A 14521-nucleotide genomic window follows, 5' to 3' on the forward strand; every position below is an offset into this window, starting at 1 on the left:
CCCATTCCCCCACCAGCCACCACACACCCAAAAAAGGCACGCAGAAAACCCGCAAAGAAACGAGAAAACCAACCAGAAGAGACCGCCACCAGACGGCAGAAGAGCCACCCACACGAAACACAAAGCCTCCGGGGCAGCTCGGAGAACACTACGGACCGCCCCCACCACTGTCAAGCGAGAGGGAAGGGGCTCAGTCGAGGTCGGTGAGGCGTCCGCCCGCGTCCGGTTGTGCGTGCTCGACGCGGCGGAGGAGGCGGGTGAGGAGGTCGCCGAGTTGTACGCGTTCGTCTCCCGAGAGGTCCTGGAGGAGCTCCTCCTCGAAGACCGAGGCGCGGCGCATCACCTGGAGCCACTTCTCCCGGCCCGTGTCGGTGAGGCCGATGATCACGCGGACTCGGTTGTCCGGGTCGCGCTCGCGCGTGACGAGGCCCTGAGCCAGCATGCGGTCGATCCGGTGGGTCATGGCGGCGGGGGTGAGGCCGAGACGTCTGGCGATACTCCCCGGCCACAGTTGGTACGGCTCGCCGACCATGACGAGTTCCTTGAGGACCTCCCACTCTGCGCTTCCCAGGTCGAGGGTGGCGAGTTGGCGGCCGTAGGCGACGTTCATCCTGCGGTCCAGCCGGCTGAGGGCGTTCACCACCTTCTCGACTCTCGGGTCGAGGTCGCGGTACTCGCGCTGGTAGATGGCGATCTGCTCATCGAGGCTCGGCTGCTGCTCGGACATGGGGCGGAGTATCCCACGGCTACGCGTTCGCATTGAAGGCTTGCCCTGTGTACTCTTCAACATTGAAATTTAGCTTCGAACTCCAGCGGCCCCCGCCGTTTCCACTGCGGGGGCCGCAGTCGGGTGTGGGTCCGTACGGCTCCGGGCCCGATGACCGGTAGGACCGACCACTATGTTCCTGGGTAGGTGAGTGTGACCACGGCGATGGGTGCGCAGCTGCGCCGCATCCAACTCGGCAACGCCCTCGCGGCGTTCGGCAACGGCTTCACGATGCCGTTTCTCTTCGTGTACGCGTCCAAGGTGCGGGGACTGGGCGACGGGACCGCGGGTGCCGTGCTTGCGGTCTTCGCTGCCGCTGCGCTCGTGGTGCTGCCGTTCACCGGACGCGTCATCGACCGACGCGGGCCGATGGTGACGGTCGTCTTCGGCGCCGTTGCCGCGGCGCTGGGCGCGCTGGCGTTCTCGGCCGCTGCCACGTCGGGGGCCGCACTCGGAGCCGCCGGGTTGATGGGAGGCGGGATCGCCGTGCTCCAGCCCTCGTTGGCGACCATGATCGTCTGGTGTTCGAGCACGGTGAACCGGTCGCGGGCCTTCGCCACGCAGTTCTTCCTCAACAACCTCGGGCTCGGGATCGGCGGGCTGATCGGCGGGTTCGTCGTCGACGAGAACAGCGCGGGGTCGTTCCTCGTGCTCTTCGGGATCGAGGCGGCGATGTTCATGGTGCTGCTCGTCGTGCTCCTCACGGTGCGGCTGCCCTCGGCGCCCGGGTTCGACGGCGACGAGGAGGTGCCCGAGGGGCGGACCGGGAGCGGGTGGGCGGTGCTGCTGCGCGACCGTTCGATGGTGCTGTTGTGCGTGCTCGGGTTCGTGGTCTTCTTCGCCTGTTACGGGCAGTTCGAGTCGGGCCTCGCCGCCTACGCGGTCGAGGTGACGCGGATCTCGACGGCGACGCTGGGGACGGCGCTCGCGGCGAACACCGCGGCGATCGTGCTGGCGCAGTTCGTGGTGCTGCGGCTCGTCGAGCGGCGCAGGCGGAGCCGGGTCATCGCCGTCGTGGGACTGATATGGACCCTCGCCTGGCTCGCGGCCGGTGCCTCGGGGTTGGTCGAGGGGGGCCAGGGCGTTGCGACGGCGCTGCTGATCTCGACGTACGCACTCTTCGGGGTCGGAGAGACGATGCTGTCGCCGACGGTCGCGCCGCTCGTCGCCGATCTTGCACCCAGTCGCCTCGTGGGGCAGTACAACTCGGCCTTCGCGCTGGTGCGGCAGTTGGCGCTGGCGATCGGACCCGCGGTGGGCGGGATGCTCGCCGCGGCCGGTGCGTACGCGTTCTACATCGGGATGCTGGTGGTCTGTTCGCTCGGGATCAGCGTGCTGGCGCTGGTGCTGGGGCGGCGGTTGACGCATCGGCAGGATCGGCCGGGGCGGCCGGTGCCCGTCGGGGTCGAGGAGTCGGTGGCCGTCGGCGCCTGAGTCGGCTCACGCCCGTCAGGTCTCCGGCAGGGCGAACTCGCACCAGACGGCCTTGCCCCCGCCCGGGGTGCGCCGAGAGCCCCAGGACGAGGCGATGGTGGCGACGATGGAGATCCCGCGGCCTGCTTCGTCCGCCGCTTCCGGGGTGCGGCGGCGCGGGAGGTGCTCGTCCCCGTCGGTGACCTCGACGATGAGGCGGCGGTCGGTTCTGCGCAGGCGCAGGCGCATGGGCGGGGTGCCGTGCTGGAGCGAGTTGGCGACGAGTTCGCTCGCGGCGAGGACGCCGAGGTCCCGGAGCTCTGCCGGGAAGCGCCAGGAGGCGAGGACGCCCGAGGCGAAGGCGCGGGCACGGGGCGCGGCCTCCGTGCCGCCGAGGAGGTCGAGCGCCGCGTTGTGGAAGAGCTCCGCCTCCCGGCCCGTACGGGCCGGGTGTTGGAGGACCAGTACGGCCACGTCGTCGTCGTGTTCGGCGGTGATCCCCAGGGAGCGGATGAGGCGGTTGCAGACGATCTCGGGGGAGCCGCCGGCGGCAGCGAAGGCGCGCTCCAGGGCTGCGACGCCGACGTCGATGTCGGCGTCGCGGCGCTCCACGAGGCCGTCGGTGTAGAGGACAGCCGTCGAACCTGGGCCCAGCGGCAGGGTGGCGGAGGTGTGGAGCCAGCCGCCGGTGCCGAGGGGCGGACCCGTCGGTTCGCCCGTCCGGTGGACCACGCCCTCCTCGTCCTTGACGAGGATCGGGAGGTGGCCGGCTGAGGCGAAGCTGAGGACGCCCTCGTTCGGGTCGTGGACGGCGTAGACGCAGGTGGCGATCTGGCTGGCGTCGATCTCCGCGGCGAGGCCGTCGAGGAGTTGGAGCACCTCGTGCGGCGGGAGGTCCAGGCGCGCGTACGCCCTTACGGCGGTGCGGAGTTGCCCCATCACGGCGGCCGCCCGCATCCCTCGGCCCATGACGTCGCCGATGACCAGCGCCGTACGTCCGGCGCCGAGGGTGATGACGTCGTACCAGTCCCCTCCGACGGCGGTCTCGGTGCCGCCCGGCTGATAGGTGGCGGCGACGCGGAGGTCGTCGGGCTGCTCCAGCTCCTGGGGGAGCAGGCTGCGTTGGAGGGTGACCGCGGCCTCGCGCTGGTGGCGCTCGCTGGTGCGGAGGCGCTCGGCCGCCTCGACCTGATCGGTGACGTCGGCGGCGAAGATCAGGACGCCCTGTTCCTCCGCCGTCGTGAGCGGGGTGCAGGTGAAGGTGTAGTACCCGGTGCGCTGAGGGCCCTGTACGCGGCGGGACTTGACCGTGCGTGGAGTACCGCTGCGGAGGACCTGGTCCATGAGAGGTGGGAGGCCGAGCTCGACGAGCTCGGGGAGGGCGTCGCGGGCGGCCGCGCCGGAGGGACGGGCGCCGAACGCCTTCTCATAGGCGTCGTTGACGAAGGCGATGCGGTGCTCGGGGCCGTAGACGACCGCGGCGGGGGCCGGGACCGGGCCGAGGAGTTCGCGGACGGACAGGGCGTCGATGCGGCGCGTCGCGTGCTCGGCGGACGGGGTGCCGGAGCCTCGCCGGGTTGCGTCGGACGGTGGACGGCGGGGCGGGAAGCGGCGGCGGGAGCGGGCCTGCGGCACGGCCGGTGGGGCGGGGTCCGAGGCCGTCTCGTCCGCCTGTTCCGCGGGTGTGCGGGCAGGGGAGGGCTCGGACGGCGGCTGTGCCTCCGCGCCCGACTGGGCGGCGGCGGTGCGCCGCTGTGTGCCGGGCAGTCGGGCGCTCCAGCGCGTGAAATCCACGGTCGTCCGGTTCCTTGTTGCTCGCTCGTTCGCTGTCGTTCGCCGTCGGGTCGGGCCTGCGCTGCGCCCGCTCGGGGTGTCCGGGCAAGGTCACCGCGGTGTGAGGCGGCGCGTACCGGTGGGCGGCCCTGCCTTGCGGAGGAGGTCACTCTTCGCAGGCGCGGACCCACCCATCGTCACATGCACAGTGTGGCGCAGACGGCCGCCATCCGTCAGACGCCGCTGTCCGGTGGGGAGTTCCGGGTTCCGCCCGGTTCCGGTGCGCGGCTGAGGGAGACGATCTCACGCCGGAAGAGGAGCGCGAGCGTCCACTCGGCCACGAGACCGACGCCGCGGGGCGCGGGAAGCCTCGTCAGATGGTGACCGCGGTGCCAGAGCCAGGCCGTCGTGCCGCTCAGGGTGCGGTGGTGCAACTGCGCGACGGCTCGACGCGGGCCCAGCGGGATCGCCGAACTCGCGTGCGTATGACGGTAGTCCACGAGGGGCTCGCCGCGCAGCTCGGCCGCCAGGTTCTCCGCTAAGAGCAGCCCCTGGCGCCGGGAGTGCGCCGGCGTGGGCGCGGGGGCCTCCGGTGTCGGGAGGGCGGCCGAGGCGCCGGCTGACCAGGCGCCTCGGACTCCGTCGAGCTGGAGCGCCCGGGTGCGTCGGAGGAATCCGTCCCGGGTGCGGGGCAGGTCCGTCGAGGCGAGGAGGGGGTGGGGCGCGGTGGGGGCGGCGCGGACGACGGTGTGGGCGGGGAGGCGGGTGCCGTCGTCGAGCACGGCGAGGCGGGGAGTGCAGGAGGCGAGGGAGGCGCCGAGGCGTACGTCGACGTTGTTGTCGCGGAGTTCGGCGAGGACGCGGCGGGCCGGCGGCGGCTCGTACTCCGGCAGGAGGCGGGCCTCGGGGACGGCGAGGAGGAAGTGGAGCTCCTCCGGGGGGAGGTTGCCGAAATCGCGGCAGGATCGCCGGGCCGCCGCGGCGAGTTCGGCGAGGAGCGCGACCGTCGCGGCGTCGCCTCCCTCGAAGACGAAGGTGAGCGCCGCGTCCCGCACTGTGGGGTCACGGGTGGAGGAGGCGAGGTCGAGCTGGTGCACGAGGTGGTTGCCGAGCGCCGTCACCTCGTGCAACGCGCGTGTGTCGAAGGCGTGTTCGGCGATACCGGGGGCGCGTGGGGGCTCTTCGCCGGCGCCCGGTGCGAGGACCAGGTGGTCGTAGCGCAGGGCGAGCGGGGAGCGGTCCGCTGGTGTGCGTACGTAAGCCGTGCGGTGGCGGTGGTCGGCGGACTCCGCCTCGCCGATGACGACGCGGCACGAAGGGAGGAGGTGGCGCAGCGGCGCGGCGGCGTGGTGCGTCGGCAGGGAACCCGCGGCGGCCTCGGGCAGAAGGGGGCGATAGACGGTGCGGGGAGTCGGGTTGACGACGGTGAGGTGCACCGGGGGCGCAGCTTCCGCGTCGTGCGCCGGGGAACGGCGAGGCTCGACTGCCGGGTCGGCGAGGCGTGACCCGAGGCGTCTGCTCAGGCGCCGTGCCGCCGTCGCGCCGACGTGGCCGGCGCCGATCAGGAGGACGCGCACGGGCGGCGCCGTCGCGCTCATGTCTCGTTCACCGCCTTGGTCATCCGTCAATGACGCCCCGCCGGCTCCGCTTTGTCCACAGGTGTGACAGGCCGTACAACCGGTGGGAGCACGGTCCGGCTTTCACCACCGCGTGCGCCGGCTCGGCTGTCAGTGCAGCTCACCGATGGTGCGCGAGGCGATGTCAGAGGCGCGTGAGACGGTGCTGAGCACGCAAGGGGAAACCGGCGGAGAGGGGTGGCGGAACCGCCCTCTTCTCTGGCGTGCCGGGCTCAACTATGTTCGTGTGCCTACGGGGTGCGACATGTGCCGACCAGGGCGCCCGGCACCCCGAGCGCAGTAGATCGGGAGCCTCCGGGGGGAGGCTCCCAGAATCGGGGGATTAGACACATGCGCACTCAGGGGATGTACGACGCTCAACCGGCCCGTGCCCACGTCTCCGTGGGCTCCGTCTCCACCGCTCCGGCGCCCGGCGCCGCGGGGACGGTCCGTCGGGAGGCGCCCCAGTCCGGCGGGGGGCGCGGCCTCGCACCGCAGGGCCGGCCGGCGGCCGAGCGGCGGGCGGCGGTGGGCCGTTCGGCGCCGCTGCGGGTAGACGCCCAGCGCAATCTGGAGCACGTACTGCGCGCCGCGCGCGAGGTTTTCGGCGAACTCGGTTACGGGGCGCCGATGGAGGACGTCGCACGGCGTGCGCGCGTCGGGGTCGGCACCGTGTATCGGCGCTTCCCCAGCAAGGACGTGCTGGTGAAGCGGATAGCCGAGGAGGAGACCGCGCGCCTCACCGAGCAGGCGCGCGCGGCGCTCGGGCAGGAGGACGAGCCCTGGTCCGCGCTCTCGCGTTTCCTGCGGACCTCCGTGGCCTCCGGCGCCGGGCGGCTCCTGCCGCCTCGGATACTCCGGGCCGAGGGCTGGGGGGACGCCGCGATCCGTGTGCCGCAGCAGCGCCGTCAGGGCGGGGACACCGAGGAGACGCCGGAGGAGGGTGCGGCGGCGACGGAGGCGCCCGGCAAGGTGTCCGCCGTGGAGGACGACGCCGCTGCCGCCGAACTGCTCGACGTGGTCGGAAAGCTGGTGGAGCGGGCACGCGGAGCCGGAGAGCTCAGGGCCGACGTGACGATCCAGGACGTCCTCCTGGTGATAGCGACGGCTGCCCCCTCGCTCCCTGATGCGGCGCAGCAGGCGGCGGCCTCGACGCGGCTGCTCGACATCCTCCTGGAGGGGCTGCGGGCGCACCCGGTGGCCTCGTGAGCTGAGCTTCGCTGCCTCCTCCTCGTCGGCGGGCTGCCTTGGGCCCGTCGGCGGGGCGGGGTCGAGGGGTCGGCGCTTGGCCGAGGTCGGGGTTCCGGCTCTCCGGGGGTCGGTCGCGAAGTTCCGAGGGCGGTGGAAGGTGCCTTCGCGGAGGGCGTGGCCGCGTGCCGAGCGCCAGGTCCTTGCGTCGCCAGGTGGCCGGGCGTCGTGCTGTCACGGCGCGGAACGCCAGGGGCAGGACGTCGGGCTGCCGGGTCATGGGGCGCCGGGTCGGTCACCGGTCGTCGCGTCGCCGGGCCGCCGGGGACTGGGACACCGGACGAGGCGGCGGGCAGGTACCGGGTCACCGGGCTGCCGCGTCGCCAGGGCGCCCGTCTGTCGCGATGGCTGAGGGCGGGCGCTGCGTCTCGCCGACGCCGAGCCGCTCGTCGGCCGGGGTACGGGTTGCCGGGACGTCACACCGGAACGTCATGCGAACGCGGGGACGCAGGCCACGGGGTGCCGCGTCAAGGCATCGGGGCGCAAGGCCCGCCTCGTCGCCGGGGCGCCGGGCGCCGCGCCGGCAGCCCAACGGGACGCGGGGCACGGGGTCGTCGGCCAGTCCGTCGTCAACGCGCGATCTCCTGGGGACGCCAGCGGCCGGGACGCTGCGACGCCGCCCCCGGTCACGGGCGGCCGCGTCGGCTCACCGGTCGCCGCGTCGCCGCGTCACCAGGCCGCCGCGTCGCGCGGTCGCCAGCTCCGGCGGGACAGGCACGGGAACGTCCGGGCCACGGGGACACCAGGCCGTCTCGTCGCCGGGGCGCCGGGCGCCGCGCGGGCGGCCCGCCAGGGTGCCAGGGCGGAGTGTGCGCGTTGCGGAGTCGGAGCAACTCGGCGGTGTGGCAGTCGGATTGTGGAAGGGCGCGTACCGCTCGGGTGGCCGGTAGTGGAACTGGCGTCAGCCGAGGGTGAGTTGGTCGCATTTGTGGGGTAGGACCCGATGCGGCGGCGCGCAAAGTGACCACGAACGGGTGATTGATCCATCCGGGGGACTCTCGGACGTTTGCCCTGTGCCAGGCTTTCGCGGTGTTCGACCAACGGTACGCACACGGGAGTTGCGGCTCATGGGAGTTGACGGTCGCGACGAGCGAGGAGAACCCGCGGAAGGCGCGGACGCCGTCGGACAACAGGGCGCCCGTCCGCGTGCTCGGAGGCGCGGGCGTGCGGAGGGCTCGGCGGGGTCGGGACAGCGGGCCCGGGGCAGCTCGGACGGCGAGGCCGAGTCCGAGGGCGCGGAGGCGGCGAAGGGAGAGGACGAGCAGGGCGAGGACGAGAGGAGCGGGCGGGAGAAGGGCGAAGCCGAGAAGAGCGGAGACGAGGAGTCCCGCTCCGGTGTGCCACGTCAACGTCGCCGGAACCCCTCTTCGGCCGAGTCCCTCCGAGGGGGCGCGCGATCGGCCCGTGCCGCCGCGGGCGGCACGTCCACCGGCGACGGCGGCTCCGGTGGCCGGGCCGGCGGTGAGGGCGAACGAGCCGCAGCAGTACGCCGGTTGAGCAAGCCCGCTCCCCCCTCACCGACGCTCGGGCGGGGCGGAGCATCCCGTCAGGGGACGGGCGCCGCGACGCCGCCTCCGCACGGCAAGGGCGTGCCCAAACAGCGCGGCAAGAGGCCGCAGGCGACGGCGGGGCAGTCGGACGCCGAACTCGTCGCGAGGATGCGGGAGGGCGACGCTGCCGCGTACGACGCGCTCTACCGGCGGCACGTCGCGCCCGTCCGCAGGTACGCGCGTACCTGCTGCCGGGACGCGGACACGGCGGAGGACCTCGCCAACGAGGTCTTCGCCCGCACGTTGCAGGCGGTGCGGGGCGGCAAGGGACCGCAGTCGGCGGTGCGCGCCTACCTGATGACCTCGGTGCGGCACACCGCTGCGGCCTGGGCGAGGAGCAGCAAGCGGGAGCAGCTCGTCGAGGACTTCGCCGTCTTCGCCGAGACCGCCGAGGAGTCGCGCGGGGGCGTCGAGGGCGCCACCGATCCGGGCGCCGACGTGCGGGCGATGCACGAGGCCGAACAGACCCTCGTCGTACGGGCGTTCCGCAGCCTCTCGGAGCACGACCAGATGGTGCTCTGGCACACGGCGGTGGAGGGCGCGAAGCCGCAGGACGTCGCGCCGCTGCTGGGGAAATCGAAGGGCGCGACGGCGACGGCCGCGCACCGTGCGAGGGAGAACCTCAAGCAGGCGTACCTCCAGGCCCACGTCAGCAGGGCGCGTACGGGGAGCGCCGACTGCGCCCGGTACGCGGACAGGCTCGGCGCCTACGCGCGCGGTGGCCTGCGCCTGCGGGCCGAACGCGGGCTGCTGCGGCACCTCGACGGGTGCGCCGAGTGCCGGAAGGCGGCGCTGGAGGTGAAGGACCTCAACCAGCACATCCGGGTCCTGGTGCCGGTGGCCTTCGTGGGATGGTTCGCCACCGCGGGCGGTGCCAAGGCGTTCGGCGCCCTGGTCGCGGGGGGCACTGCGGCAGGCAGCGCCGTTGCGGGTGGCGCTGCGGCGGGTTCGGGGGCGGGGGGCGCCGCGTCCGAGGGGCTCGGGACGCCGGCGAAGGTCGGGCTGGGGCTCGGGCTCGTCGCGGCCGTGGCGGCCGTGGCGTACGCGTTGGTCGGCGGTGGAGGGGAGCCGAAGCCGCGGTCGCAGGCCCATCCGCCGGTGTCGGCGCCCGAGAAGCCCTCCGCCGAGCCGGAGGATCCCGGTCCGCCCGCGCCGGCCCCGCCGGAACCGAAGCCGACCCCGCCCCGGGAACCGGCGCAGGAGCCGACGCCGACGAAGACGACCCCGAGCCCCTCCCCGACGAGGGCGAGCCCGCAGCCCAAGCCGACGCCAAGCGAGCGTCCCGCTCCCCCGCCGCCGGCCCCTCCGAGTGAGACGCCGTCTTCCCCGCCGAGCAGCCCGCCACCGCCCACCGACTACCACCTGGGCCGACTCGACTACGACTTCGCACCGGGCGAGGCAACGGACCCCACCATCCGCACCCGGCCCGGTAGTTGGGCGTGGCAGCGCACCGGTCTGCGGCTCGCGGGGACCTCCTACGCCACCGGGATCTCGGTGCACCTCCCCTCGTCCGTGACGGTCGACCTCAACCGGAGCTGCGTCAGCTTCGCCGCGCTCGCCGGTATCGACGACCTCTCGCCCGGGCGGCGGGCCGCGCAGTTCGCCGTGCACGGGGACGGACGCGAGCTCTGGCGCTCGGAGACCGTGCGGAACGGGAACCGACCGGCCGCCGTGCGGGTGCCGTTGGAGGGCGTGGAGTCGCTGCGGCTGTCGGTGGAGCCGGCACGCCCCTTCGACCGGCTGGCCCTCGCCGACTGGGCCGACGCACGGATCAGCTGCGCGTAGGCGTCACCCCGCGGCCTCGCTGAGCCAGGCGTCGAGCGAGGCGAGGACCTCGGCCGCGTCGAGCGGGCGGCCGCGCGGGAGCGGGGCGCCGGGAGCCCGGCGGCGTATGCGGTGCGCGAGCGCCTTCTCCGGTGCCGTCGGCGGGAGTTCGCCGCGCAGGTGGTCGGCGGCGTCGGCGAACCGCACGGCGCGGCTCGGGCTGCCGGCGGCGAGGGCGACGGCGGCGGCCGCGAGGACGAGGCGGGCGAGGAGCGCGTCGTCGGAGGCGCCGGCGAGTGCGCGGCGGAGCGCGTCGGTGATCTCGTGGACGGCGCGGTGCCGTCGGGCGGGGCCCTCGGCCGCCGAGATACGCGCGCCGACCGTGTCGACGAGGACGTGCAGGGTCGGCGTCCCGGCCCGTGTGCACGCGATGCTGCGCGTGTGCAGGTCCCTTGCGCGGTGCGTCTCGCCGCGCTCCAGCGCGAGGAGGCTGCTGAGGTGGAGGACGTACGCCTGGGTGTCGGCGACGCCGAGGTGTGCCGCCTCCTCCAGGGCGCTGTCGGCGAGGCGCTGCGCCCGCGTGCGGTCGCCCTGGCGGTACCAGATCTCGGCGATACGGGCGAGGAGCAGCGGGACCTCGGTGTGGGCGCCGAGCTCTCTGGCGTAGCGCAGCGCCGTCTCGCACTCGGCGCGGGCTTCGGCGTACGCGCCGCGGCGTACGGCGAGTTCGGCGCGGAGGCCGCAGATCTGCGAGAGGAGCCAGCGGTCGCCCGTCGACTCGGCGAGGGACTCCATCTCGGGGAGGTCCGCGGTGATCCTGGGGAGGCTGCCCGGCAGTTCGGTGTGGAGGTAGGCGCGGCAGACCATCGTCACCGCCAGTGCCCAGGGGCCGCCGTACGTGCGGCAGTTCGCCACCGCGCGGTCGAGTGAGCGTCCCGGCGCCTCGGGGGGATCGACGCCGTAGCCGGTGAGCGGCGCGAGCAGCCCGGGGAAGCGCGCCGTGGCCTCGGGCGAGGAGCCGAAGGCGCGCCGCAACTGCTCCGCGGTGTGCGCGTATTCGGCGAGCCGGGTCGGTTCCGCGCGGTCGTAGCGGCCGGCGCGGAAGGTGAAGTGGAGCATGCGCGACTCGGCGCGGAGCAGGTGCACGTCGCTGCCGTCTGCGGGAGTCGGAGGGAGAAGGTCGAGGAGGGCGGCGGCCCAGGAGGCGCCCTCCTCGTGGTGGTTGCGGAGCCACCAGAACCAGCCGAGGGAGCGGAGCAGGGCGCCGAGCGACTCGGTGTCCCGTGTCTCGACGCAGCGGTGTGCGACGGCCCTGATGTCGTCGAGCTCGGCCTCCAGGCGCGCGAGCCACTCCACCTGCGCGCCCGTGCGGAGGAACGGCGCCGCCCGCGCGGCGAACTCCACGATCTGCGTGGTGTGCCGGCGCCGGGTGGCGTCGAGGTCGGCGCGGTCCTCGGCGGCGCGTTCACGTGCGTAGGCGCGGATGGTTTCCAGCAGGCGGAAGCGGGTGCCGGAGGCCGAGGGGCGGTCGGCGACGACGAGGGACTTGTCGACGAGGGCGCCGAGGACGTCGAGGATCTCCGACGGCGGCAGTGACCCCGCTCCGCACACCGCCTCTGCCGCCTCCAGCGTGCAGCCGCCGGCGAAGACCGACAGGCGTGCGAGGAGGGTGCGTTCGCGGGTGCCGAGCAGCTCCCAGGACCAGTCGACGACGGCGCGGAGTGTCTGCTGGCGCGGCAGGGCGCTGCGGCTGCCGCGGGCGAGGAGGCGGAAGCGGTCGTCGAGCCGGGCGGCGATCTCCTCCGGCGCGAGGGTGCGGAGCCTGGCGGCGGCGAGCTCGATCGCCAGGGGGAGGCCGTCGAGTCTGGCGCAGATCTCGGCGGTCGCCTCCCGGTGTGCTTCGGGCCGGTGCGCCGGGGTGACGGCGCGGGCACGGTCGTCGAAGAGCCGGCGGGCGGCGGAGGGCGGCAGGGGCTCGACGGGGCGTACCGCCTCGCCCACGACGCCGAGCGGTTCGCGGCTCGTCGCCAGGACGGTGAGGTGCGGGCACTCGGCTAGGAGCGTCTCGGTGAGCGCCGCGACCGCCGCGACCAGGTGCTCGCAGTTGTCGAGGACGAGCAGGAGGCAGCGGTCGCGGCAGTGGTCGAGGAGGCGGGTTGCGGCCTCGTCGGGCGGATGGCGTGGTGGGGCGGCGCCGGTCTCGACGGGGGCGGAGGCGAAGAGGGCGGTGTCGCGGCGGCCCAGCGCGTCGAGGACGGCGCCGGGGACGGAGGCGGGGTGGTCGAGCGGTGCCAGCGGGACGAGCCAGGCGCCGTCGGGGAACTGCGGGTCGGAAGGTGAAGGGGCGCCGGCGAAGTGCTCGGCGAGGCGGGTCTTGCCCGAGCCGCCGGGCCCTGTGAGCGTGACGAGGCGGTGCTCGGCGAGGGCGGTGCCGAGCGCGTCGAGCTCGTGGGTGCGGCCGACGAAGCTGGTGAGGCGCGCAGGCACGTTGCCCCGGTGCGGGGGGCGGGGTTCCGCGGGGGCGGCCGGTCGCGCGAGCGGGGCGGGGAGGTGCCCGCCTTCCTCCGCACCGGGCCCGGCTCCGGCGGGCGGGGCCGGGGGCTCGCCGGAGCGGAGCAACTCGGTGTGCAGCGCGCGCAGTTCGGGGCCCGGGGCCACGCCGAGCCGGGCGTCTATCCGCCGGCGCACGGTGTCGTACTCGGTGAGGGCCTCGGCCGTGCGGCCGCTCTCGCGGAGTGCGCGGAGGAAGAGGAGCTGCAACGGCTCGTCGAGCGGACGGGACTCGGCGAGCGCGCGCAGCTCGGAGAGCACGGAGGCGGGACGCCCGGCGGCCACCTCGGCGCCGAGGAGCCGCTCCTTGCAGGTGCGGCGCAACGTCTCGGCGCGGCGGGCCTCCTGGCCCGGGTCGGGAAGATCGGCCAGCGCGCCGCCGCGCCACAGGTCGAGGGCCTCGCGCAGCAACTCGACGGCGCGGTGCGGTGCGCCGCGGGCGAGAGCCTCCTCGCCCGCGGCCGCGAGCCGGCGGAAGCGGTGGAGGTCGACATTTTCCGGGTCGGCGACGAGACGGTAGCCGCCATTGGCCGACTCGACCGCCGCCCGGCCGAGCACCCGGCGCAGCCGGCCGACGAGCGCCTGGAGCGCGGCGGGCGCGTCCACGGGGAGCTCTTCCGCCCACGGCCACACCTCGCCGACCAACTCACCCACCGATACCGGTACTTCGGAGCCCGCACGCAGCGCCAGCGCAACGAAGAGCGCACGCAGCCGCCGGCCGCCGAGCGGCAGCGGGCGGCCCTGCGCGTCGTGGGCCCGGGCAGGTCCGAGGATTTGGTACTGCACCACCACATTGTTGCCACGGGGTCTGACAATCCCCCACGCCTTTTCTCCGCACCGCAGGCGGACGCCTGCGTTCCGCCCACCGCCTCAACGGCCACCAGGGGCGAACGGCGGTTGTCGCGGCCGGGGCGCCCTGCGCACGCGTCCGCCGACAGCGACGCGGGACGTACGGGGCTCAACGGGACGCCGCGACCGACGCGTCGGCCGACGCGGACACTCCGGACGCAGCCCGCGCCCACCGGCACCGGCACCGGCACCGGCACGCACAGCGCTACACCGTGCCGCCCCGACGCGTCGCCACGGTCAACGCCTCGACGAGCCGAACGCAGGCGGGCCGCACGCACCGCTCACCGGCACCCGCACGCCTGCCTCCGCACCGTGCCGCACCAACGGGACGCCCCGATCGACGCGTTGGCGAACCGCACGCCACAAGCGTCGACACACCGCGGGCACCGACGCGAACGCGCACACCAGGCACTCCCATGTTTCACCGCCTCAACACGACGCTACGGCCAACGCGTTGACGAGTCGGCGCTCCCGACCCGCACGCGTACCGGCACGAGCGCCCACTACGCCCGACGGAACGCCACGACCACCGCGTGCAAAGCCACCGCACCGGCGCCGACACACCGCACGCGCGCAGGCGAGGGACGCCACACCCCGCCGTCCCAACGCGGCACCACGAACCGACGCCTCGGCGAGCCGCACGCTCCGCACATGCGCGCGCCGCACACGCACTCACCGACCGGCACCGACACGGGACCCGCACCGGACGCCGCCCCAACGGGACGCCGCAACCGCCGTATTGGCAAACCCACCGCACCGAGCGCCACCACACCGCACGCGCGCAGGCGCCGGAAAGGTCACGGGCACACGCGCTCACCGGCACCCGCACCAGCGCCCACGACCCCACCGAGCCGCCCCAACAGGACGCCTCGACGCACCACACGCCCCAGCGCGCACACGCATGAGCCCCCAGCCGAAGCGCCCCTACAGCGCGGGCCGCTGCTGCCCCGCCGTGACGCCGCCCGCCGCCGCGCGCTGGCGGGGGGCCCCGC

At 74.4% G+C, this 14521-nt stretch carries 7 protein-coding genes; 3 read left to right on the top strand and 4 right to left on the bottom strand.

What is annotated here, in order from left to right; translation table 11 throughout:
• Positions 1–190: 190 nt before the first annotated feature.
• A complete protein-coding gene (locus tag UWG_RS0104285; RefSeq protein ID WP_016905975.1) occupies positions 191–727 on the bottom strand; it encodes a MarR family winged helix-turn-helix transcriptional regulator in 537 nt (178 codons plus the stop codon).
• 204 nt (positions 728–931) lie between these two features.
• Here UWG_RS0104285 and UWG_RS29460 point away from each other — a divergent pair, with 204 nt between their 5' ends.
• Positions 932–2200, top strand: a complete 1269-nt coding sequence (locus UWG_RS29460) for an MFS transporter (RefSeq protein ID WP_016905976.1) — start codon at positions 932–934, stop codon at positions 2198–2200.
• A 15-nt stretch (positions 2201–2215) separates the two neighbouring features.
• Here UWG_RS29460 and UWG_RS0104295 read toward each other — a convergent pair whose 3' ends face one another.
• A complete protein-coding gene (locus UWG_RS0104295) occupies positions 2216–3973 on the bottom strand; it encodes an ATP-binding SpoIIE family protein phosphatase (protein WP_016905977.1) in 1758 nt (585 codons plus the stop codon).
• Positions 3974–4185: 212 nt separating this feature from the next.
• A complete protein-coding gene (locus UWG_RS0104300) occupies positions 4186–5550 on the bottom strand; it encodes an NAD(P)/FAD-dependent oxidoreductase (protein WP_016905978.1) in 1365 nt (454 codons plus the stop codon).
• 384 nt (positions 5551–5934) lie between these two features.
• On the opposite strand from UWG_RS0104300, the gene UWG_RS0104305 reads away from it, so the two are divergent.
• On the top strand, positions 5935–6777 hold the full coding sequence (locus UWG_RS0104305) for a TetR/AcrR family transcriptional regulator (RefSeq protein ID WP_016905979.1): 843 nt from the start codon (positions 5935–5937) through the stop codon (positions 6775–6777).
• 1628 nt (positions 6778–8405) lie between these two features.
• Positions 8406–10151 carry a sigma-70 family RNA polymerase sigma factor gene (locus UWG_RS0104315; RefSeq protein WP_016905981.1) on the top strand — a complete coding sequence of 582 codons (1746 nt, stop codon included), beginning with the start codon at positions 8406–8408 and terminating at the stop codon, positions 10149–10151.
• Between the two features lie 3 nt (positions 10152–10154).
• On the opposite strand, the gene UWG_RS0104320 is transcribed toward UWG_RS0104315, so the two are convergent.
• Positions 10155–13466, bottom strand: coding sequence for an AfsR/SARP family transcriptional regulator (locus tag UWG_RS0104320; protein WP_237719979.1), 3312 nt, complete (start codon positions 13464–13466; stop codon positions 10155–10157).
• Between the last annotated feature and the right edge of the window lie 1055 nt (positions 13467–14521).

Origin of the sequence: Streptomyces xiaopingdaonensis (genome assembly GCF_000262345.1) — a bacterium.
GTDB lineage: Bacteria > Actinomycetota > Actinomycetes > Streptomycetales > Streptomycetaceae > Streptomyces > Streptomyces xiaopingdaonensis.

What these genes read in the sequence shown, in the direction of transcription:
- UWG_RS0104285 (WP_016905975.1), bottom strand. Translation starts at nt 727, where the DNA reads ATGTCCGAGCAGCAGCCGAGCCTCGATGAGCAGATCGCCATCTACCAG.
- UWG_RS29460 (WP_016905976.1), top strand. Translation starts at nt 932, where the DNA reads ATGGGTGCGCAGCTGCGCCGCATCCAACTCGGCAACGCCCTCGCGGCG.
- UWG_RS0104300 (WP_016905978.1), bottom strand. Translation starts at nt 5,550, where the DNA reads ATGAGCGCGACGGCGCCGCCCGTGCGCGTCCTCCTGATCGGCGCCGGC.
- UWG_RS0104305 (WP_016905979.1), top strand. Translation starts at nt 5,935, where the DNA reads ATGTACGACGCTCAACCGGCCCGTGCCCACGTCTCCGTGGGCTCCGTC.